Consider the following 21,208-nt stretch of genomic DNA (forward strand, 5'->3'; position numbering starts at 1 on the left):
GGTCGGCGACGAGGATGCCCCCGTTCAAAAGGGGCGAACTCGCGCAGAACGTATCCAAGGAGTCCGGAAGGGATCGGGAGCGGCACCCCCCGTGCCCGGTCGGCCGGCCGCGCGACCGGGAACCACGGGGACGGCGGGGTTATTCGGGGACGGTGAAGTAGCGGGCGAACGCCGGGACGATCTCCGGTTCGCCCACCATGCCGTCGCCGTCGGTGTCCAGCGCGGTGGCGGTCGCCCGGGCGATGTCGTCCGGCACGTGGAAGACCCGCAGGACGCGCACGGTGTCCGCGACCGTGGCCCGGCCGTCCCCGTCGGTGTCCGCCACGGCCAGGGCCGCGTGCAGGAAGGGGCGGGCGATCTCGGCGAAGCGTCCGGGGTTGTCGCGCAGGCGCTTGACCGCGCCGGTGACGAACTCCTCGCGGGTGATGCGCTGGTCGCCGTCCCGGTCGGCGATCCCCGCCATGCCCTGCCAGAACGCCTCCGCGCCGGCGTACAGGGCCTGCCCCTTGTCGGAGCGTGCGGGCACGGCGAACTCGGCGAGGAGTGCCTTGGCCGCCGCGCTGAAGTCCTCGCGGTCGATCCAGCCGTTGCCGTCCTGGTCGAAGGTGGCGAACCGGGCTGCGATCCTGCGCTCGTAGTCGGTGCTGACCATGTCTGTTCGGGCCGCCTTACGTGTGCGTCGTTCGGGTCGTCCTACGGGTGCGTGAGGGACCTGGCAGGGAGCGTATGACGCGGGTGGCCGTCCGATGGCGGGAATCCGGTGGTTGTGCCAAGACCGGGGGAATTTTGCGACAACAGTGTGGCCGTGTCGCAAGGGGGTGAGGGGTGCGGGCGGCGCGTCAGGCCGAGAGCGGGCCCGCCTCGTCCGTCGTCGCGGACTCGACGTCGGGCCGGACGTCGAAGAGCCGGCGGACACCGAGCGCGCCGAGGACCCGGTTGACGTGCGAGCCGTCGTCGGCCCCGCGGTCGGGCAGTATGAGCCGGAGCCGGCCCTGGCAGGAGCGGATCAGCCTGCGGGCGGCGACGAGCACGCCGACCCCGCTGGAGTCGCAGAAGAAGACGTCGGAGAGGTCCACGACCAGGCTGTGATGCCCCTCGGCGACGACGTCGTGCACACGTTGACGCAGGACCGGGGAGGTCATCAGGTCCAGTTCCCCGGACACCCGGAGCACGGCCCATTCGCCCTGTTCGACACCCGTCACCTTGAATGCCACGTCCCTGCCCCTCCGCTCGCCGGAACTCCCGGAACCGCCCGGAAACGGAAGCAGTTCCTACGCTTGCTTCCGCGCGGCTGCCCAGCGGCCGTTCCCTGAAACGTCGAGCCACAAACCAGACGTGATCGACAAGGGGCTTTTTTCGGTCACTATCGATCCCGTTCGGTCACAGATATGGCCACCTCGTGTGAAGGTTATGTGGAGGGGGCACTATCACCTGCAGCCCTTCCGGGGGCGCGCATCGACACAAAGGGGCGTGCACGGTCCGACGTGCCGACTACATTCGAGAAGACGGTGCAGACAGGCTGGACGGGCCGGACACGGGTGAGGGGAGGGGACCGCATGGCCACCAAGGACGCACCACCCCGGTGGGACCGCAAGATGCAGCAGCGACTCGCCCGCGGTGAGGCCGCCGCCCTGGGCGAGCTGTACGACCGCTTCGCCTCGCTCGTGCACGGCCTCGCCCACCGCGTCCTCGGCGACGAGAAGGCCGCCGACACCCTCACCCGCGAGGTCTTCACCCACCTCTGGGAACACCCCGAGACCTACGATCCCAAGAAGGGCCCGCTGCGCACCTGGGTCGCCGGGGTCACCCACCGGCTCGCCGTACAGCGGCTGCGCGACAGCGAGGCCGCCGCGCTGCCCCGGGGCGGCGGCTCCGTGGCGGACCTGGAGCGCAGGGTGCGCCGCGCCTCGGTGGCCGCCCGCGCCGACTACATCGTCCACTCCATGCCCGCCCCGCTGCGCGCCGCCCTCGACCTGGCCTACTTCCAGCGCCGCGACTACCGCCAGACCGCCACCGACCTCGGCGTCACCGAGGACGAGGCCCGCCGCCGGCTCCGCCTCGGCCTGCAACTGCTCTCCACCGCCCATGACGCCGGGACACCACCGGGACACGGGGGTGCGGTGTGAGCGAAGCGGGACGGTTCGAGGCACACGACGGGCCCGAGGGACCGGGAGACGAGGAGCGGCACGCGGGGCAGCCGTACGAGCGCGAGGGGCAGCCGTACGAGGGTGAGGGCGGCCGGCGTGAGAGCGGCCACACCGGCGACGGCGCGGGCGGCGGTTCGGGGCAGGACCCGGACGGCGCTGGCGGGCCCGGGCCGGACCGGCCGGCGCGCATACCGACGCCCCGCGCCTCCGTCGAGGACGGCGGGCGCCCGCTGCCCGACCTCGCCGATCCGGACGACCTCGCGCCCGCGCCGCTCGACCTGCCGCACGACGTCCTGAAATCGCTCCTCGGCGCCTGGGCGCTGGCCGCCTGCTCGGCGGCGGAGACGGCCGCCGTCGAGGACCACCTGGGCTCCTGCGGAAGCTGCGCCGACGAGGCCCGCCGGCTGCGCGAGGCGGTCGGCCTGCTGCACCAGCCCGAAAGCCTCGACCTGGACCCGGGGCTGCGCACCCGCGTCCTGGCGAGCTGCCTGGAACGCCGTCCGCCGCGCATCCCGGTCCCCGACTGGGCGGGGCCGTACGACGCCGAGACCGCGCGCCTGGACGCCCTGCTGCAGGACTTCGGGGACGCGGAGTGGCACGCGCCGGTGCGGCTGCGGTGGTTCGAGTCCGACGCGGCGAAGAGCCGTCGTACGACGGTGGCGGGGGTGATCGCGCACCTGCTGTCCGTGGACGGGCTGGTCGCGGTCGGGCTCGGCCTGGAGGACCCGCTGACCGAGGTCGTCGGCGCGGCCGCGCGGCAGGCGGTGGGCCCGGCCGAGCGCACCGAGGCGTTCTGGCGGACCTCCCACTTCCCGCCGACCCGCTCGGTGCGCGGGCCCTGGCGGGAGCAGAGCCACGGCCTGGTGCGGACGGTGTCCTTCACCGGCGGGCAGGCGGGCGGACTGGCGGTGTCGTACGGCGACTTCGAGCTGCCGCTGCACGACGCGATGCTGGACCGGGCCTTCGAGTGCTGGGTGCACGCCGAGGACATCGCGGAGGCGGTGGACTACCCGTACCAGCCGCCCGCGCCGCGCCACCTGAACAAGATGATCGACCTCGCGACCCGGATGCTGCCCACCGCGCTGGCCACGCGGCGGCAGACCGGGCTGGCGTCCCCGGCCCGCGGCCGCCACCTCGGCCTCGCCGGCGAGCCCGGCCGCAGCCTGCGGCTGGAGATCGAGGGTGCGGCGGGCGGCGAGTGGCTGATCCCCCTGGACTCACCGGCGGCGATGGCCTCCGCGGACCTGGAGGTGGCCCACGTGGCGCTGGACGGCGTGGAGTTCTGCCGCCTGGCCGCCGGCCGGGTGTCGCCGGAGGAGGCTGCGGCGGGGCAGGTCGGTGACCGGGAGGCGATCAGGGACGTGCTGTTCGCCACGGCGGGGTTGAGCCGGCTGTAGGGGCCGTATCGCCGTGCGGCTCCGCCACGGGGAAGCCGCTAGGCGAACACCACCGTGCGGCGCCCGTTCAGCAGAATCCTCCGCTCCGCATGCCACTTCACCGCCCGCGCCAGCGCCTGGCACTCCACGTCCCGGCCGATCGCGACCAGCTGGTCCGGGGTCACGTCATGCCCGACCCGCTCGACCTCCTGCTCGATGATCGGCCCCTCGTCGAGGTCGGCGGTCACATAGTGCGCGGTCGCCCCGATGAGCTTGACGCCCCTGGCGTGCGCCTGGTGATACGGCTTCGCGCCCTTGAAGCTCGGCAGGAAGGAGTGGTGGATGTTGATGATCCGGCCGCTGAGCTGCTTGCACAGGTCGTCGGAGAGGACCTGCATATAGCGGGCGAGGACGACCAGCTCGACGCCCTCCTCGCGCACGATGTCCAGCAGCTTCGTCTCGGCCTGCGACTTCGTGTCCTTCGTCACCGGAATGTGGTGGAAGGGAATGTTGTAGGAGCCCACCAGCTCCTCGAACTCGGTGTGGTTGGAGACCACGCCCACGATCTCCACCGGCAGCGCACCGATCCGGGCCCGGAACAGCAGGTCGTTCAGGCAGTGCCCGAACTTGCTGACCAGGAGCAGGATCCGCATCCTCTCGTCGGCCCGGTTGATCTGCCAGTCCATGTGGAAGGAGTCACCGATCGCCGCGAAGCTCGCCCGCAGCTTCTCCACCGTCACCGGCGGCTCGGCCGAGAAGTGGACGCGCATGAAGAACAGGCCCGTGTCGTGGTCGCCGAACTGCTGGCTGTCCTCGATGTTGCAGCCGGTCATGAAGAGGTAGCTCGACACGGCGTGCACGATGCCCTGCTTGTCCGGGCAGGAGAGGGTGAGGACGTACTGGTCGGCCGGGGCCGCGGGCGCGGGCTGCTCGTTCATGCACTACAGGTTCTCACGCCGACCGCCCGCCGTGGGTGATCGTCCCGCAGGGCGGAACGGCGGGGCGGCCGCACAGGGCCGGATGACGGGGCGGGACGCCTAGGCGGTCCGCGTCAGGATCCGCAGCACTTCCAGGCTCTTCGGCGGCGCGTCCGGGTCGTCCCCGTCACTCGTCGCCATCCGGACGTGCGCGTCCCGCGCCGCCCGCACCGCCTCCGGCCACCCCTGGTGGTCGAGATAGGCGGCGACCGGCGCGTCCGGGCCGACCTGGTGCATGATCCGCAGCACCCGCAGCACGGCGCTGTCCACCAGCGCCGCCTCCTGCGAGTCGCGGAATATCGTGCCGACGTATTTCTCCGCGGACCAGTTGTCCAGCCAGGTGTCCTCCACCAGCCGGTAGACGGCGTCGGTGACGTCGCCGTACCCGTCCACGCCGGCCAGCCAGACGTCCCGCTGGAAGGGGGGATCGGAGAGCATGTGCAGCGCCGAGCGCACATTGCTGCGCCAGCGCCACCACGGCATGTCGCTTAGGGGCATGCCGCCCATGGTGGGGGAGCGACGGCCACGACGGGAAGGGTTCTCCGAAGCTTGCACGGTGATAGATCGTACGATCTCCGCCACACCAGCCTCACAGACCCCTGGAATTCACCTTGCTGTCACCCCTCGTTGACTCAGGGTCACTCGCCGGTTCGTCATGTGAGGGAATCGTGTGTGCACATGACCGGCAGGCGACGCACTTTTAGTACATTCCTCCATTCGTCCTTCCGCCCCGGCAGAGCTGCCGCCCTGACCGCGGGCGCCGTGGCCCTCTGTGCGTCGCTCACCGCCGGATGCGGGGTCATCCCCGGTGCCACGGGGGGCTCCGGGGATGACCCGGTCAAGGTGATGACCTGGGCGCCGCAGGACACCGACGCCACCAACAAGCCCGGCATGCCCGCGATGGCCCTGGCCTACGCCAAGTGGATCAACGCGCACGGCGGCATCAACGGCCGCAAGCTGAAGGTCCTGACCTGCAACGACCACAACGACAGCGTGGGCGCCGCCAAGTGCGCCCGGTACGCGGCCGACGAGAACGTGGTCGCGGTCGTCGGCTCCTACAGCCAGTTCACCGACTCCTACTCCGCCCCGCTGGAGGGCGCCGGCATCCCCTACATAGGCGGCTACGGCGTCACCAACGACGAGTTCACCGGCCAGATGTCCTATCCGGTCAACGGCGGCCAGCCCGCCCTGCTCGCCGGTCTCGGCAAGGCCCTCGCGGCCTCCTGCGGCAACATCTCCCTGGTCCGCCCCGACAGCATCGCCGGCGACGAGCTGCCCGTGCTGCTCGACGCCGGCCTGCAGTCGGGCGGGCACGCCAAGGCGGGCGACCAGCTCGCCGAGGAGGACTCCACCGAGTACGGCGACCAGGCCGACGAGGCGCTGCGCTACGCCGGCAGGGACCTCGCGAAGAAGGGCTGCGTGGTCCCCGCGCTCGGCGACCGCACCGACACCTTCCTGGACTCCTTCCGGCGCATCCGCGGGAACTTCCCCTCCGTACGGCTCGCGACCGTGCTCGGCAGCGTCGACCAGACCGTGATCAACTCCACCGGCGGCGCGTCCGGGCCGTACGAGGGGGCGTACATCACCGGGTGGTACCCGCCGGCCTCGGACTCGCGGTGGGACCCGATGAAGAAGGTGATCAACGAGGAGGCCTTCGGCGACACCCGCATCGACCCCGCGGACGCCGGAGTGCAGACCACCTGGATCGCCTACACCGTGCTGAAGGCCGTCCTGGACAAGATCGGCGACGGGGACGTGGCCGCCGACTCCGTGCGCCGCACCCTCGACGACGGCCTGCGGGTCTCCACCGGCGGTCTCACCCCGACCCTGCACTGGACCCACTCCAGCAAGCTGGCCGCGGTGGGCTTCCCGCGGATGGTCAACGCCGACGTCACCCTGCAGGTGGTCCAGGACGGCAAGCTGGTCGCGGCCCGCAGGGGCGTCGGCGGACTCGACGGCACCACCGACATGACGCGGACGCTGGAGAACGCCGACGTGCAGTGACGCCCGCCAGCGCGCTCCTCAGGCACCCGTCACGGCCGGGTGCTCACAGCTGGGTGGGCTGGCGCTGGGTCAGGCCGTACTTCTGCGCGATCGCGTTCCACAGCGCCGCCGCCTTCACCTTCTGCGCGCTGGCGGTGCCGCTCGCCCGGTTGCCGGCCTGGGCCTCGCCCGTGGTGCGGGCGTGGCCCTTGCGGCAGACCTTGCGGTTCTTAGCCTGGTCGGCCCAGGCCGCGTAGTGGTTGTCGGCCGCGGCGGACGCCTGCCAGGCCTGGGTCAGCGCGGCGGTGAGGTCGCCGTTGTTCGGCAGCTTGTCCACAGACAGCTTGCCGAGCCGGGTCACCAGGTCGTTGCGCTGCCTGGCCGCGTCCCTCAGGTTCGAGGCGGCACCGTCGAGGTTGTCGCAGTTCTTGACGTCGGCAACCGACTTGATCACCGTGGCGCGGCTGCTGCCGCTGTCGGCGAGCAGCCTGTCCAGCGCGACCGCCTGCTGCCGGGCCGGGTCGGCCGCCGCCGAGGAGCCCTGGCTCGGAGCCGCGGAGGTGGCCGCGACCGTCTTGCCGTCAGTGCCCTGGTCCTTGCCGCCCCCGCCGCTGAGCAGGGCGCCGACGCCCACGCCGACGACGACGATGCCGACACCGATCGCGGCGATCAGCGGCACCCGCGACCGGCTCCGGGGCCCCTCGTCGTCGTGTGCGGGGTCGTACGAGGGCTGCGGGGCGCCGTACGAGGGCTGCGGGGCGCCGTATTGCGCCGGGCCGTGGTGGGCGTCCGGCTGCTGGACGCGCGGCATCTGCTGGGTGGCCCCGGCCGGGCCGTCGCCCGCCGGGCCGCCCCGGAAGAGGTGGTCGAACCCGTCCGAGGGCTGCTGGTTCCCGCCCTGCGACTGGTTCTGCGCCTGCGCGGCGTACGGCGGGATGTACTGGGTGGCCTGTGCATCAGGCGACGCCTGCGCGGGCGCCTGCTGCTGGACGCGGCCGAGGTAGCGCGTCTCCTCGCCGCCCGACTCGGGCGGCAGCGCGCCGGGCGCCACCGGCGGGATGTACTGGGTCGCGCCCTCGTCGGCGGGGGCGGCCGGCACGGGCGGCAGGTACTGCGTGGCGCCCTCGGGTGCGGCCGACGCCTGCACCGGCGGTATGTACTGCGTCGCGCCCTCGTCCGCCGGGGGCAGCGGGGCCGGGTAGGCGTCCGGCACGGCTGGCGGAAGCGGCGCGGCGGCGCCCGACGGCTGCGGATACGACTGCTGCTGATGCTGCTGGTACGGATCGGGTGCCGCGCCGTACCCGGGCTGCTGACCGGCGTCGTAGCCACCGCCCTGCGCGCCGGAGTGGTCGTACGACGGCGTCTGGCCGTACGACGGGGCCGGGGCGCCCTCCGGGGGCAGCGGGCCGGGGTTCGCGGCGGGCGGCTGCTGGTGCACGGCGTCCGGGGTGTGCCACTGCGGGGCCGCCGCCGGGGGCCAGCCCTGGCCCGGCTGCGGTGCCTGCTGCTCGGGCCCCCAGGAGCCGCCCCAGGCCTGCCCGCCTGCCGGGGCCGCGGGGGCGGGCGCGCCGGTCATGCCGGGCAGCAAGGGCTCGCCTCCGTCGGAGGGCAGCACGATGCCTTCGCGCGCGGGCCGCGCCGACGGCTCCTCGCCCTGTCCACTCTGCGTCACCGGGACTCCTACCAATGGGGGACCTTGTGAATCGGGCTCACGCTACCGGGTCCCCCGAGCCGGGTGCCATGCAGCTCAGGGCGCGATCTTCTTCCCTGTGACAGCGGTAACAAAACAGCCCCGCGGCGCGCAGGCCCGACACCCTCACGGATCCGGGTGCCGTTCGCCGTGCGTTCACGCAGCCGCGGGGCCGGTGTTCACGCGGCCTGCTGGAGATCGAGGCGCGCCCCGAACTCCCGTACCACCGCCTCCTCCCGGAAGGGTTCCAGGCGCTGCTGGAGATCTTCCAGATACTCGGCGCCCCGGTTGGAGCGGAGCGTCTCCAGCAGTTCCACCGCCTTCAGGCCGGTGCTGCAGGCCTGTTCGACCTCCCGCTGCTGCACCTGGGCCGTGGCGAGCAGCACATAACCGATGGCGCGCCGCCTGGCCCGGGACTCCGGGTGCCCGGCCAGCGACTGCTCGGCGTACCGGGCCGCCTGCTCGGGCCGACCGAGATCGCGGTGGCAGTGCGCCAACTCGTCGGCGAGATACGCCTCGTCGAAATGCCGGATCCACACCGGGTCGTCGCCGCAGGAGCCGTCCACCTGCTCCATCGCCGTCACCGCCCGCCCGATGGACGCCTGCGCCGCGCGCGCGTCGCCGAGCAGGGCGTGCCCGCGCGCCTCGGCCGCGTGGAACATCGCCTCCACGCGCGGGGTCACCTGCCCGCGCGCCCCTTCCTGCGCCGCCCGCGCCAACTGGGCGATCTCCCGCGGGTTTCCGAGCTGGGCGGCGAGGTGGCTCATGGACGCGGCGAGGACGTAAGCGCCGTACCCGCGGTCACCGGCGGCCTGCGCGAGCCGCAGCGACTGGATGTAGTACCGCTGGGCCAGCCCCGGTTGGCCGGTGTCCACGGCCATGTACCCGGCGAGTTCGGTCAACCGGGCGACGGACGCGAAGAGTTCCCGCCCGACCGTCTCCCGGTAGGAGCCGGCGAGCAGCCCGGAGACGACGCCGTTGAGGTAGTGCACGACGACCGGGCGCACATGCCCGCTGCCGAACTGGTGGTCCAGGTCGGTCAGCGCCTGCGTCATGGACCGTACGGCCGCCACGTCGGCCTGCCCCACCCGCGGGCCCGCCTGCCGGGCCACCTGGGCGTCCGGCGCCGAGATCAGCCAGTCGCGGCTGGGCTCGACCAGCGCGGAGGCGGCGACGGAAGAGCCGGACAGGAAGTCCCGCCGGCCCACGTCGCTGCGCCACAGCTCGCAGACCTGCTCGATGGCCCCCAGTACCGTCGGCGAGAACTGGAGACCGACCCCCGAGGCGAGGTTCTTGCCGTTGGCCATGCCGATCTCGTCGATCGTGACCGTACGGCCGAGCTTGCGCCCGAGCGCCTCCGCGATGATCGCCGGCGCGCGGCCCCGTGGCTGCTGTCCGCGCAGCCAGCGGGCCACGGACGTCTTGTCGTAGCGCAGATCGAGGCCGTGCTCGGCGCCGCACATGTTGACCCGCCGGGCCAGCCCGGCGTTCGAGCACCCCGCTTCCTGGATGAGTGCCTGCAGCCGTTCGTTCGGCTGCCTCGCCACGAGAGGCCTTGCGGCCATGGACTACCCCCTGCGTTGCGACCCCCGGAGCGTGAGGTTCCGGCCGAGTGGTCGGTGACGATCCGTACGGGAAGATCACTGCCCAGTTGACATACCGTCAATGCGCGACATGTGCGGTTTGCCGGGGTAAAGGCGCATGCCAACCCCACCCCTGGCTACCCAGGTCAGGCCCCGCTTCCTCCCGCGCGCCCCCGCCCGTGCACCCATGCGCCCCGACTGCCGAATCGATGCTCCACCCCCGCGCGCGCTACGGCCGTAACTCCAGGTGGGTGCGGGAGTTGAGAGGGGCGTGGAAGAGACGATCGCGGGCGCCGAAAACATTCAGATTGCCGGTCAGATTCCGCAGCAGCGCGGGGAATCGCTGCTGGAGACCGCCGTACGCTACGTCGAGGACCGGCACTGGGACGTGTTCCCGGGCACCTGGCTGGAAGCGGTCGCCGGAGTCCAGCGCTGCTCGTGCGGCGACGCCTCCTGCCCTGCGCCGGGTGCGCACCCCGCGCGCCCCGACTGGGCGACGCAGGCGACCGGCAGCGCGACCGTCGCGCGCCGGATGTGGCAGAAGCAGCCGACGGCTTCGATCCTGCTGCCGACGGGCCGGACGTTCGACGCGTTGTCGGTCCCGGAGAGCGCGGGGTTTCTGGCGCTCGCCCGGATGGAGCGGATGGAGTCGACCCTGGGGCCGGTCACGCTGAGTCCGGATCGGCGGATGCACTTCTTCGTGCTGCCGGGCGGGTCGGTGAAGGTGCCGGAACTGGTGCGGAAGCTGGGGTGGACGTTGTCGTCCCTTGATCTCGTGGCGCTGGGTGAGGGGGCGTACGTGGCCGCTCCCCCGACGCGGTTCGGGTCTCGCGGGGCCGTGCAGTGGGCCTGCCGGCCCACCCCGGCGAATCGGTGGTTGCCGGACGCGGAGGAGCTGATCTCGCCGCTCGCGTACGCCTGCGGGCGGGATCGGTAGCCGCGCGCCGTCGTCCGCGCGGCGGAGCCGCATACCGGGCCCAGCCCCGCGCCCCTACCGGGCGCCGCACTGGTCGTAGCCTTCCTCCATGACCGAAGTCGCAGTACGCGTACGAGGGCTCTGGAAGCAGTTCGGGCAGCAGGTCGCCGTCGGGGGGATCGATCTGGACCTGCCCGCCGGGAAGTTCATCGGGCTGGTCGGGCCCAACGGGGCCGGGAAGACCACCACCCTGTCCATGGCGACCGGGTTGCTGCGGCCGGACGGCGGGACCGTCGAGGTCGTCGGGCACGACGTGTGGCGGGATCCCGTGGCCGTCAAGGCGAGGATCGGCGTCCTTCCCGAGGGGCTGCGGCTGTTCGAGCGGCTGTCGGGGCGGGAGCTGCTCGGGTACTCGGGACGGCTGCGCGGACTGCCGGGGGCCGAGGTCGACAAGCGGGCCACGCAACTGCTGGACGTCCTCGACCTGGCCGGCTCCCAGCACAAGCTCGTCGTCGACTACTCGACCGGCATGCGCAAGAAGATCGGGCTCGCGGCCGCGCTCCTGCACAACCCCGAGGTGCTCTTCCTGGACGAGCCCTTCGAGGGCGTCGACCCGGTGTCCGCCCAGACCATCCGGGGCGTCCTCGAGCGGTACACCGCCTCCGGCGCCACCGTCGTCTTCTCCTCCCACGTCATGGAGCTGGTCGAGTCGCTGTGCGACTGGGTCGCGGTGATGGCGGCGGGACGCATCCGCGCGACCGGCCCGCTGGCCGACGTGCGCGGCACGCACCCGACGCTCCAGGCGGCCTTCCTTGAGCTGGTCGGCGCGACCGGCCGGGACGCCGGGTCCGATCTGGACTGGCTGGGCGGCGGGGCGGCCCGATGACGAACCTCACCTCCACCGTCGTACGGCTGAAACTGTCACTGCTGAAGAACGGGCTGCGGCAGTCCGGGGGCCGGCGGGCCGCGTTCGTCGTCTCGGCGGTCATCGCGGTCCTGTTCGCCCTGCTGCAGCTGCTGGGGCTGCTCGCGCTGCACGGGCACGCGCACGCCGACGCCGTCGCCGTGCCGGGTACGGCCGTGCTGGCGCTGGGCTGGACGGTGCTGCCGCTGTTCTTCCCGACCGGTGACGAGACGCTGGACCCCACCCGGCTGGTGATGCTCCCGCTGCGCCCCCGCCCGCTGGTCCGGGCACTGCTCGCGGCCTCCCTGGTCGGCATCGGCCCGCTGTTCACGCTGCTGGTGCTGGCGGGCTGCGCGCTGTCCCTGGCCCAGGGCGCGGCCGGGTACGTCGTCTCCGTCGTCGCCGTGGCCCTCGCCCTGCTGGTCTGCGTGGCACTGGCGCGGGCCGTCGCCACGGCCAACGTACGCCTGCTGACCAGCAGGAAGGGCCGCGATCTGGCCGTGCTGAGCGGACTGGTGATCGCGATCGGGGCGCAGCTGGTCAACTTCGGGGCGCGGCAGCTGGGCTCGGCCGGGCTCGGCCAGTTGCAGCCGGTCGCGGACGTGCTGTCCTGGGTGCCGCCGGCGTCGGCGGTGGCGGCGGTGCGCGCGGCGAGCGAAGGGTCGTACGGCGTCGCGGCCGCCCAACTCGCCGTCACCGTCGCCGGTCTGGCGGCGCTGATCGTCGTGTGGGCGCGGAGCCTGACCCGGCTGATGACCGCGCCCGACGCCTCCACGCTGCAGCCGGCCGACGCCGCGGTCCGCAGCCGCTCGGCCACCGGACTCGGCCGGCTGCTGCCGCGGGACCGCACGGGTACGGTCACGGAACGCAGCCTGCGCTACATCTGGCGGGACCCCAAGACCAAGGCCGCCTGGGTGACCTCGCTGGCCATCGGGCTGATCGTGCCGGTGTTCAACGCCGTGCAGGGCACCGGGTCGATCTACTTCGCGTGCTTCGCCGCCGGGATGCTCGGCATCCAGATGTACAACCAGTTCGGGCAGGACACCTCCGCGTTCTGGATGGTGGCCATGACCATCTCCTCACCCCGGGACGCCTACGCCGAGCTGCGCGGCCGCGCCCTCGCCCTGCTGCTGATCACCCTCCCCTACGCGGCGCTCGTGACGGTGGTGACGACGGCCCTGCTCGGCGCCTGGACGCGGCTGCCGGAGGTGCTCGGGCTGTCCTTCGCGCTGCTCGGGGCGATGCTCGCGACCGGCGCCTGGACCTCGGCCCGCTTCCCCTACTCCATCCCCCAGGAGGGCCACAAGAACGTCGTCCCGGGCCAGGCGGGCCTCGCCTGGATCTCGATCTTCGGCGGCATGATCGCGGCGGCCCTGCTCTGCTCCCCCGTCATCACCCTCACCGTCTGGCTCCACGTGAGCGCGGGCGGGGAGGACTGGCGGTGGCTGCTGCTGCCGGTGGGGGCGGCGTACGGCGCGACGCTGACCTGGCTGGGCCTGCGCCTGGCGGCTCCGAGGACGGCAGGGCGGCTGCCGGAGATCCTCACGGCTGTCAGCAAGGGGTAGAGCAACTCCTCAGTCCCCGAGGACCCGATCAAGAAACGGCTGGACGGCTCCTCGCCAGGCCCCCGGCATGTCGTAGTGCGCAAGGTGCCCGGCATCGGAGACCTCCGCGTACTCCCCGGCCGGCAGCACCCGCACCATCTCCTGCGCCTCCGCCCGCCCCAGCTCCCCGTCCACGCCACGCACCACCAGCGTCGGGCACCGCACCTGGGCCAGTTCCTCCCAGTGCGCGTCGTACACCCAGGTCTCCCGGGACCGGAGCATCTGCTCCGGCTCGAACACCGGTCGCCAGCCGTCGGCGCCCTCGTGCATCACCTCGGCGTAGAACTCACCACGCGCCGGATTCGGCCGCTCCACCCAGGGATCGTCCTCACCGAACCACTTGCGCACGTCGGCCAGCGTGGCGAAGGGGACGGGCCAGGCCCTGAACCAGTCCGCCCACTCCCGCTGCGAGGCGGCGCCCAGGGCGGAGGCCCGCATGTCGCAGATGATCAGGCCCCGGACCAGTTCGGGGCGCTTCGCGGCGAGCTGCCAGGCGGTCAGCGCGCCCATGGCGTGGCCGATCAGGAGCGCGGGGGCGAGGCCGAGCTGTTCGAGGGCGGCCTCGGCGTCCTCGACATAGGCCTCGCGGGTGTAGGCGGCCTGTGGGGGCTTCTCGCTCTGGCCGTGTCCGCGCTGGTCGAGGGCGACGGCACGGTGGCGTGCGGCGAGCCAGCGGGCGGTGGAGGCCCAGTGGGAGGCACGGCCCATCAGGCCGTGAAGTAACAGCACGCCCGCGGCGCCGGGCGTCGGACCTGGCGGCGCGTCCGCCCGGCCGCCCGCCCGGCCGCCCGTCCGGTCGTCCGGATCGAGTCCCGTCTTGGGAGGGTCGGCGAACTCCCAGGCGGCGAGGCGCACCCCACCCGCTCCCGTCACGTCGATACGCCGTGCCATCGGCCTGGCACCCCCCAGCTCCGCCTGCCTCGTACCGGTGTACTGCCGTACTCGCTCGTACTCGCTGCTGTCGCTGTCGTGCTTGTCGTCGTGCTTGTCGTCGCGCTCGCCGTCGTGGTCGTCCTGCCGCCGCAGACTATCGAATACTTATTCGAAAAATGCGTATCTGCGGACAACACCCCTCATTCGAGTGACACCCCTGAAGGAATGATCGCCGCCACCGAGGGGATCACTTCTGCGGGAGGCGGACCGCTCGGGGAAAAACGGTCCGAGGGGAATGACCCTGAGAGCTCGGGGCTCCGGGTCAGCACAGGGGAGGACAGGCCCCGGCGCCGCAAGGCGCCGGGGCCCTCTCCCGCTCAGCGCTTGGCCACGAACACATGCGAGGCGACGTCCGCCTCCAGCTCGGCCGCCTCGCCGCCGCTGCCCACCAGCACACCGCCCGCCGACTCCGTCACACTCACCACGGACCCGGGCTGCACACCCGCGCGCCGCAGCGTGTACATCAGCTGCGCGTCCGTCTGGATCGGCTCCCCGATACGGCGGACGACGACCGTCTTGCCGTCCGTGCCCGCGTCCAGGTCGGCCAGCGAGACCATGCCCTCGTCCAGGAACGGATCGGCACCGTCCTTCTCGCCCAGCTCCTCCAGGCCCGGGATCGGATTGCCGTACGGCGACTCGGTCGGGTGCCGCAGCAGCTCCAGCACGCGCCGCTCGACGGCCTCGCTCATCACGTGCTCCCAGCGGCAGGCCTCCGCGTGCACCTGCTCCCACTCCAGGCCGATCACATCGACGAGGAGACACTCGGCCAGCCGGTGCTTGCGCATCACGCGCGTGGCGAGCCTGCGCCCCTCGTCGGTCAGCTCCAGATGCCGGTCGCTGGCGACGGAGACGAGCCCGTCGCGCTCCATACGCGCCACCGTCTGGCTCACCGTCGGCCCACTCTGGTCCAGCCGCTCCGCGATGCGGGCGCGCATGGGGACGACGCCTTCCTCTTCGAGTTCGAGGATGGTGCGGAGATACATCTCCGTGGTGTCGATCAGTCCGGACATACGTGCCCCTCGATTACCTCTGCCGGCAGCCCGGCGCGTGCGCTGGCCCTGGCACCAATTCTGCCGGATCCGACTGACAAGCGGGGGCCCCCGGGAAAACGGGCGGCCACCGGGGAGTCCGGGGCCGCTGCCGGGTACGGGTCCGCGGGCCGCTGGTCGCGCAGTTCCCCGCACCCCTTGGGGCGCTCAATCTTGTGGGGCCAATCTTGCGGGAACAGGATGTGGGCTGAGTCACGTTCCAGTTAGATGAAGCCCAGTGAGCGAACCGTGCGCCGTCAGCGCGCCGACGCAGCCTCCAGGGGGTCCAGGTGAGTGCTTCCCGGCGGAGTGGGACCACCGACGCACTCGGGCCGGACGAGCCCGGTGAGTCAGGCGGATCCGATCTGCTCGCCGCACTGCTCGACGGCATGGACGCGGCCTTGTGCGCCTTCGACGCCGACGGGGTCGTCACGCACTGGAACCGGGAGGCCGAGCGCATCCTCGGCTGGACGGCCGCCGAGGCCGTGGGGCGGCACGGGTTCGCCGGATGGGCGGTGCGCAGCGCCGACGCCGAGGAGGTGCAGACCCGGCTGATGTCGGTGATGCAGGCGCCCGGGCGGCAGGTGCACGAGTTCGCGCTGGTCACGAAGGACGGCGGGCGGGTGCTCGTACGGACCCAGTCCGCCGCCGTACGCGGGCCCGACGGCAAACCCGCGGGGGTCTACTGCGCGTTCAGCGAGGTGCACACCCAGATCGACCTGGAGCGGTCGATCGCGCTGAGCGAGGCGCTGTTCGAGGACGCCGCCTGGGGAGTCGTGCTCATCGACGCCGACCTGCGGCCCGCCGTCGTCAACGCGCACGCGGCCCGCGCGCTCGGCATCGGGCGCACCTCCGCGCTGGGCCGGCCGCTCGGCGAACTGCTCGCGCAGGGGGTGGAGGAACTGGAGGCCGCGTTGACCCATGTGCTGGCCGAAGGCGCGCCGCCCGCGCCCGCCGAGATGTGGGTGACCGTGCGCACCCAGGGGAGCGAGAAGCGGCGCTGCTGGCGCAACGGCTTCGTACGGCTGTCCTCGCCGCTCGCGGAGGAACCCGTGCCGCTCGGCGTCGGCTGGCTGTTCCAGGACGTCACCGAGGCCAAACAGGGCGAGCAGGAGGCGGCCCTGCTGCGCTTCCGCTCCAACCAACTGCACCGGGCCGCGCGTGCCGCCGCCGAGTGCGAGGACCCGGCCGAGGCGGCCACCGTCCACCTGGACTTCGCCCTCGCCGGCTTCGCCGACCACGCGTTGATCGACCGTATGGTGCCTTCCCCGCGCTCGGAGGATTCCCAGGGTCCCGAGGGCGAGGGGACGGCCGTACGACTGGTACGGCTCGCCGCGACGCCCGCCGGAGCGCCGGGACCGAGCCTGCTCACCGGCGCGGCCGGGCTGCCCGTGCGCTACGAGCCGGGCCATCCGGCGCTGCAGTGCGTGGAGCGGGCCGGGGCGGTACGCGCGGACGCCGGATCGGTCCCGGAACAGCGGGCGCGGGAGTGGGCGCTGGCCCGGCAGTGGCCCGGCGACGCGGTGCACGCCCTGTGCGCGGTGCTGCGCAGCCGGGGGCGGACGCTGGGCGTGGTGACCTTCCTGCGCGGCTCCGGCCGCAGCCGCTTCGAGCGGTCCGACACGGCCTACGCCGAGGACGTGGCGGTCCGCATCGCGGCGGCGCTGGACCTGGCGGACGCGGTGCGGGAGAAGTAGCCCCTCCCGCCGCGGCTCGCCGGTGGGCTCAGTGCCGGTAGAAGATCCGGTCGCCGTACTCCCGCATCACGCGGCGGTTCCACTCGTGGCCGCCGTCGACGTTGCCGGAGCGCAGGAGCGGGGGTTCGATGCCCCGGTCGGCGAGGGCGGCGGCGGCGGTCGCCATGACGGCCTGCATCAGGGCGGCGGTGACGACCGTGGAGGCGGGGGCGAAGGGCGCCGGGATGGTGTCCAGGGTGAGCTCCGCGTCCCCGACGGCGATCTTCGAGTCCAGGACGATGTCGCAGTGGTCCTTCAGGAAGGTGCCGGAGGAGTGCCGGGACGTGGTCTGCGAGGCGTACGCGACCGAGGTGACACCGATGACCTTCAGGCCGAGGCCGCGGGCGTTCACTGCCATCTCCACGGGCAGGGCGTTGCGGCCGGAGAGGGAGATGATCACCAGGGCGTCGCCGGAGCGGACCGGTGAGGTGTCGAGGACGGCACCGGCGAGGCCGTCGACGCGTTCGAGGGCGGAGCCGAGGGTGGCCGGGGTGACGTCGACGCCGACGACGCCGGGGACGGCGAGCAGGTTCATCAGGGCGAGGCCGCCGGCGCGGTAGACGACGTCCTGGGCGGCCAGGGAGGAGTGCCCGGCGCCGAAGGCGAACAGGCGGCCGCCGGCGGCGACGGTGTCGGCGAGCAGGTTGCCGGCGGCGGCGATCGACTCGGCCTCCTCCTCGCGGACCCGTTGCAGCAGGCCGATGGCGGCGTCGAAGAACAGGTCGGCAGGCGTGCCGTCGCTCATGCGGTGCCCCTTCGCAGCGTCTGTGTCGCGGATCACCGTGCGGTCTGGACCAGCGCGGTGTCAATACGGCCGCCTGCCATCCGGGCCGGTCACGCGTTCGGGACAGCCGGCCGGTGCGATCTCGGGAACCCGGATCTCCGTCTCCGCCGGCGGCGCATCGGAAAAACACTTGAGCCCTCCCCGACCGCTTCCTAGGCTGTGCCTTACGTGGAAGGGAGGTGATCGGGTAAATGAGTGAAACCCGGACGCGCGAGGTGGCTGCGGGCTAGCGGCTCGCCACCACACCAAGTGCGGTGCCGGACCAGCGTGTGTGCGAAACACGCAGCTGGCCAAATCCAACGCAGTCACCCGACCCGCGGGCTGCCGGTACGTCCGGCCGGCTCCTCTCAGAGGAACCCAGCCCGCGGGTCGTCTGCGTTCACGGGGCGCCCGTGCTCTCAGGGGGCGAGGCGCTCGACCTGCCAGCCGCCGCCCGGCTGGGCGACGTAGCGCAGGCGGTCGTGGAGGCGGTCGTGCCGGCCCTGCCAGAACTCGATGGTCTCCGGGGTGATGCGGAAGCCGCCCCAGTGCGGGGGGACCGGGACTTGTTCGTCCTCGGGGTAGCGGGCCTGCAGTTCGGCGTAGGCGGCGTCCAGTTCGGTGCGGGAGGCGATCACCGAGGACTGGGCGCTGGCCCAGGCGCCCAGCTGGGAGCCGTGCGGGCGGGTGCGGAAGTAGGCGGCGGTCTGGTCGCGGCCGGTGCGGTGGGCGGTGCCAGTGACGATGACCTGGCGGGCCAGCGGGTGCCAGGGGAAGAGCAGGGAGATGTGCGGGTTCTCGGCGAGGTCGTGGGCCTTGCGGGAGCCGTAGTTGGTGAAGAAGACGAAGCCCTCGGTGTCGAACTGCTTCATCAGGACCGTGCGCGAGCTGGGGCGGCCCGCCGCGTCCACCGTGGAGACGACCATCGCGTTGGGCTCGTAGATGGTGCCGTGCAGGGCCGCCCGGGCGGCGTCCTCGAACCAGCGGGCGAACTGGTCCATGGGGTGCGCGGCGAGGTCCTGTTCGGCGAGTCCCTCCGCCCGGTACTGCTTGCGCATGGCGGCGGGGTCGAGGACGGGATCCAGGAGCGGGTCGCGGTCGGTCACGCGGTCATCTTGCCGTATCGAACGCCACTGGCACTCAGTGTCGTACAGACTCCCCAACCGTGGCACTGGGAGTTATCGTGCAGGTTCCCTTGCGGTTTGGGTGACCACCGGCCGATCGGGGCATCACCGGGGTGACCGCCGCCGACACTTCACGAGGAGCCGCCTGATGTCCGATTTCGTACCCGGACTCGAGGGAGTCGTCGCGTTCGAGACGGAGATCGCCGAACCGGACAAGGAGGGGGGCGCCCTGCGCTACCGGGGCGTCGACATCGAGGATCTGGTCGGTCATGTCTCGTTCGGGAACGTGTGGGGGCTGCTGGTCGACGGGGCCTTCAATCCGGGGCTGCCGCCCGCCGAGCCGTTCCCGATCCCGGTGCACTCCGGTGACATCCGGGTGGATGTGCAGTCGGCGCTCGCGATGCTGGCGCCGGTGTGGGGGCTGAAGCCGTTGCTCGACATCGACGAGCGGCGGGCGCGTGAGGACCTCGCGCGGGCCGCCGTGATGGCGCTGTCGTACGTGGCCCAGTCGGCGCGTGGGCAGACGCTGCCGATGGTGCCGCAGCGGGAGATCGACAAGGCGAAGTCGGTGGTGGAGCGGTTCATGATCCGGTGGCGGGGGGAGCCGGATCCCAAGCATGTCGCCGCGGTGGACGCCTATTGGACGTCCGCGGCCGAGCACGGGATGAACGCCTCGACGTTCACCGCGCGGGTCATCGCCTCCACCGGGGCCGATGTCGCGGCCGCGCTGTCGGGGGCGGTCGGGGCGATGTCCGGCCCGTTGCACGGGGGTGCCCCCTCTCGGGTGCTCGGGATGATCGAGGAGATCGAGCGGACGGGGGACGCGGAGGCGTACGTCCGGCAGGCCCTGGACCGGGGTGAGCGGCTGATGGGGTTCGGGCACCGGGTGTACCGGGCGGAGGATCCGCGGGCGCGGGTGCTGCGGCGTACGGCGCGGGAGCTGGGGGCGCCGCGGTTCGAGGTCGCCGAGGCTTTGGAGAAGGCCGCGCTGGAGGAGCTGCACAATCGCCGGCCCGACCGGGTGCTCGCCACCAACGTGGAGTTCTGGGCGGCCATCGTGCTGGACTTCGCCGAGGTACCGGCGCACATGTTCACGTCGATGTTCACGTGTGCCCGGACCGCCGGGTGGTCGGCGCACATTCTCGAGCAGAAGCGGACGGGGCGGCTGGTGCGGCCGTCGGCTCGGTATGTGGGTCCCGGGCCGCGTCGGCCGGAGGACATCGAGGGGTACGAAGAGATCGCCCGCTGAGAGAGGGGCTCAGGGGCGCGGGCGACCGCGGGTCTGCCGTGGTTGCCCGCGCCCCTGAAAACCGGGCCCTTCGGGCCCGGTTTTTTCATGCAGGGGTCAGCAGATCCGCATGGTGCCGCTGCGCCACCAGCGGGTGTGCCCTCAGCTTGCCCTTGAGTTCGTTGTAGCCGTACTCGGCGTACAGGGGGTTCGCCGGGTCGGTGGTGATGCCGGGGGCCTCGGAGGCGTGCGGGAAGGGCAGCGGCTCGACCTTGGCGTCCAGGCGGGGGTTGTAGAAGAACGGCACGGAGAAGCGTTGTGTGGCTCCGGGCGGGCTGACCACGCGGTGGTTGGTGGCGATCAGGTAGCCGTTGGTGGCGACTTCCAGGAGTTCGCCGAGGTTGACGACGAAGGCGCCCTCGATGGGCGGGACGTCGTGGAAGAGGCCGTCCTCGCGCTGGACCTGGAGGCCGCCGACGGTGTCCTGCAGGAGCAGGGTCAGGAAGCCGTAGTCCTTGTGGGCGCCGACGCCCTGGTCGGTGCCGTCGTCGGCGCTGCCGGGGTAGCGGACGAGCTTGAGATGCGGGTGGGCGTGGGTGCCGAAGACCGGGTCGTAGAAGTCGGCGGGGGCGCCGATCGCCGTCAGGAGTTCGTGCAGGAGGCGGTTCGCCACTGCGCTGAGCCTGTCGATCCAGGCCAGGGCGGCGGTGCGCAGTTCGGGGAGGGCGGTGGGCCACTGGTTGGGGCCCTGGAGCCACCAGTACGGGGGTTCGCCGGGGGCGGGGACGCGGGCGGGGCGTTCGGCGCCTATGTCGAGCTGGTCGCGCCAGTCGCGGGCGCCGGCGGTGCGTTCGTCGCCGGTGCGGGTGTAGCCGCGGAAGTGCGGGGAGTGCACGTTGTCGAGGGCGAGCCGGTCGGCCTCGGGGAGGGCGAAGAAGGCGCGCATGGCGGTGAGCAGCGCGTCGGTCTCGGCCTGGGTGACGCCGTGTCCGACGAGCTGGAAGAAGCCGACGTCGTGGGCGGCGCTGTGCAGCTGGGCGTGGAGCTCGGCGCGGGCCTGGGGGCCGCGGTCGGCGGCCGACAGGTCGATGATGGGGAGCTGGTCGTAGGACGGGGTCGCCGTCTCGGTGTGCGTGGTCATGGTGCGTCCGCGGGTGTACGGGGCACGGTGGCCGCCGAGGGGTGTGACGGCCCCCGGGTGCCGGAAAAGGACCGG

General features: G+C 72.5%; 19 protein-coding genes. 8 read left to right on the top strand and 11 right to left on the bottom strand.

Going from position 1 to position 21,208, the window contains the following annotated elements; genetic code table 11:
* Positions 1-139: 139 nt before the first annotated feature.
* Complete coding sequence (locus ACIBJF_RS17170; protein ID WP_366487261.1) at positions 140-652, bottom strand: EF-hand domain-containing protein; 513 nt, start codon at positions 650-652, stop codon at positions 140-142.
* 187 nt (positions 653-839) lie between these two features.
* Positions 840-1,214 (bottom strand): STAS domain-containing protein, encoded by a 375-nt coding sequence (locus ACIBJF_RS17175; protein WP_399174512.1) that lies wholly within the window; start codon positions 1,212-1,214, stop codon positions 840-842.
* A 342-nt stretch (positions 1,215-1,556) separates the two neighbouring features.
* Here ACIBJF_RS17175 and ACIBJF_RS17180 point away from each other — a divergent pair, with 342 nt between their 5' ends.
* Together ACIBJF_RS17180 and ACIBJF_RS17185 are read left to right on the top strand one after the other, a co-directional pair.
* On the top strand, positions 1,557-2,126 hold the full coding sequence (locus ACIBJF_RS17180) for a sigma-70 family RNA polymerase sigma factor (RefSeq protein WP_399174513.1): 570 nt from the start codon (positions 1,557-1,559) through the stop codon (positions 2,124-2,126).
* Positions 2,127-2,335: 209 nt separating this feature from the next.
* Positions 2,336-3,544: a zf-HC2 domain-containing protein gene (locus ACIBJF_RS17185; protein WP_399174543.1), complete on the top strand. Its 1,209-nt coding sequence runs from the start codon at positions 2,336-2,338 to the stop codon at positions 3,542-3,544.
* A gap of 38 nt (positions 3,545-3,582) precedes the next feature.
* On the opposite strand, the gene purU is transcribed toward ACIBJF_RS17185, so the two are convergent.
* A complete protein-coding gene (gene purU, locus ACIBJF_RS17190) occupies positions 3,583-4,461 on the bottom strand; it encodes a formyltetrahydrofolate deformylase (protein WP_399174514.1) in 879 nt (292 codons plus the stop codon).
* A 99-nt stretch (positions 4,462-4,560) separates the two neighbouring features.
* Positions 4,561-5,061 carry a hypothetical protein gene (locus tag ACIBJF_RS17195; protein ID WP_399174544.1) on the bottom strand — a complete coding sequence of 167 codons (501 nt, stop codon included), beginning with the start codon at positions 5,059-5,061 and terminating at the stop codon, positions 4,561-4,563.
* A gap of 117 nt (positions 5,062-5,178) precedes the next feature.
* Here ACIBJF_RS17195 and ACIBJF_RS17200 point away from each other — a divergent pair, with 117 nt between their 5' ends.
* Positions 5,179-6,504 carry an ABC transporter substrate-binding protein gene (locus ACIBJF_RS17200; protein ID WP_399174515.1) on the top strand — a complete coding sequence of 442 codons (1,326 nt, stop codon included), beginning with the start codon at positions 5,179-5,181 and terminating at the stop codon, positions 6,502-6,504.
* A 43-nt stretch (positions 6,505-6,547) separates the two neighbouring features.
* Here the strand turns inward: ACIBJF_RS17200 and ACIBJF_RS17205 are convergent, their stop codons facing one another.
* Both ACIBJF_RS17205 and ACIBJF_RS17210 read right to left on the bottom strand, forming a co-directional pair.
* Entirely contained in the window at positions 6,548-8,155 is a 1,608-nt protein-coding gene (locus ACIBJF_RS17205) for a hypothetical protein (RefSeq protein WP_399174516.1), read from the bottom strand.
* Between the two features lie 197 nt (positions 8,156-8,352).
* Positions 8,353-9,738 (bottom strand): transcriptional regulator, encoded by a 1,386-nt coding sequence (locus ACIBJF_RS17210; protein ID WP_399174517.1) that lies wholly within the window; start codon positions 9,736-9,738, stop codon positions 8,353-8,355.
* Positions 9,739-10,027: 289 nt separating this feature from the next.
* Between ACIBJF_RS17210 and ACIBJF_RS17215 the strand changes: the two genes are divergently transcribed.
* The 3 genes from ACIBJF_RS17215 to ACIBJF_RS17225 all read left to right on the top strand — a co-directional run bounded on the left by ACIBJF_RS17215 (position 10,028) and on the right by ACIBJF_RS17225 (position 13,141).
* Positions 10,028-10,693 (top strand): bifunctional DNA primase/polymerase, encoded by a 666-nt coding sequence (locus ACIBJF_RS17215; RefSeq protein WP_399174518.1) that lies wholly within the window; start codon positions 10,028-10,030, stop codon positions 10,691-10,693.
* Between the two features lie 88 nt (positions 10,694-10,781).
* A complete protein-coding gene (locus ACIBJF_RS17220; protein ID WP_399174519.1) occupies positions 10,782-11,558 on the top strand; it encodes an ABC transporter ATP-binding protein in 777 nt (258 codons plus the stop codon).
* Positions 11,555-13,141 carry a transporter gene (locus ACIBJF_RS17225; protein WP_399174520.1) on the top strand — a complete coding sequence of 529 codons (1,587 nt, stop codon included), beginning with the start codon at positions 11,555-11,557 and terminating at the stop codon, positions 13,139-13,141. Before ACIBJF_RS17220 ends, ACIBJF_RS17225 begins: the two co-directional genes overlap by 4 nt.
* 9 nt (positions 13,142-13,150) lie before the next feature.
* Here ACIBJF_RS17225 and ACIBJF_RS17230 read toward each other — a convergent pair whose 3' ends face one another.
* Together ACIBJF_RS17230 and ACIBJF_RS17235 are read right to left on the bottom strand one after the other, a co-directional pair.
* Positions 13,151-14,071 (bottom strand): alpha/beta fold hydrolase, encoded by a 921-nt coding sequence (locus ACIBJF_RS17230; RefSeq protein WP_399174521.1) that lies wholly within the window; start codon positions 14,069-14,071, stop codon positions 13,151-13,153.
* Positions 14,072-14,430: 359 nt separating this feature from the next.
* A complete protein-coding gene (locus ACIBJF_RS17235; protein ID WP_020940714.1) occupies positions 14,431-15,123 on the bottom strand; it encodes a metal-dependent transcriptional regulator in 693 nt (230 codons plus the stop codon).
* Between the two features lie 308 nt (positions 15,124-15,431).
* Here ACIBJF_RS17235 and ACIBJF_RS17240 point away from each other — a divergent pair, with 308 nt between their 5' ends.
* Entirely contained in the window at positions 15,432-16,838 is a 1,407-nt protein-coding gene (locus ACIBJF_RS17240) for a PAS domain-containing protein (protein ID WP_399174522.1), read from the top strand.
* Positions 16,839-16,866: 28 nt separating this feature from the next.
* Here ACIBJF_RS17240 and ACIBJF_RS17245 read toward each other — a convergent pair whose 3' ends face one another.
* Together ACIBJF_RS17245 and pdxH are read right to left on the bottom strand one after the other, a co-directional pair.
* Positions 16,867-17,622 carry an SIS domain-containing protein gene (locus ACIBJF_RS17245; protein WP_399174523.1) on the bottom strand — a complete coding sequence of 252 codons (756 nt, stop codon included), beginning with the start codon at positions 17,620-17,622 and terminating at the stop codon, positions 16,867-16,869.
* A gap of 437 nt (positions 17,623-18,059) precedes the next feature.
* On the bottom strand, positions 18,060-18,746 hold the full coding sequence (gene pdxH / locus ACIBJF_RS17250) for a pyridoxamine 5'-phosphate oxidase (RefSeq protein ID WP_399174524.1): 687 nt from the start codon (positions 18,744-18,746) through the stop codon (positions 18,060-18,062).
* Between the two features lie 166 nt (positions 18,747-18,912).
* On the opposite strand from pdxH, the gene ACIBJF_RS17255 reads away from it, so the two are divergent.
* Entirely contained in the window at positions 18,913-20,013 is a 1,101-nt protein-coding gene (locus ACIBJF_RS17255) for a citrate synthase 2 (RefSeq protein ID WP_399174525.1), read from the top strand.
* An 85-nt stretch (positions 20,014-20,098) separates the two neighbouring features.
* Here ACIBJF_RS17255 and ACIBJF_RS17260 read toward each other — a convergent pair whose 3' ends face one another.
* The gene (locus tag ACIBJF_RS17260; RefSeq protein WP_399174526.1) at positions 20,099-21,133 is read right to left on the bottom strand and encodes an isopenicillin N synthase family dioxygenase; all 1,035 of its coding nucleotides are present in this window, start codon (positions 21,131-21,133) and stop codon (positions 20,099-20,101) included.
* Positions 21,134-21,208 lie beyond the last annotated feature (75 nt).

It is taken from the genome of Streptomyces sp. NPDC050743, assembly GCF_044456925.1.
Lineage (GTDB): Bacteria > Actinomycetota > Actinomycetes > Streptomycetales > Streptomycetaceae > Streptomyces.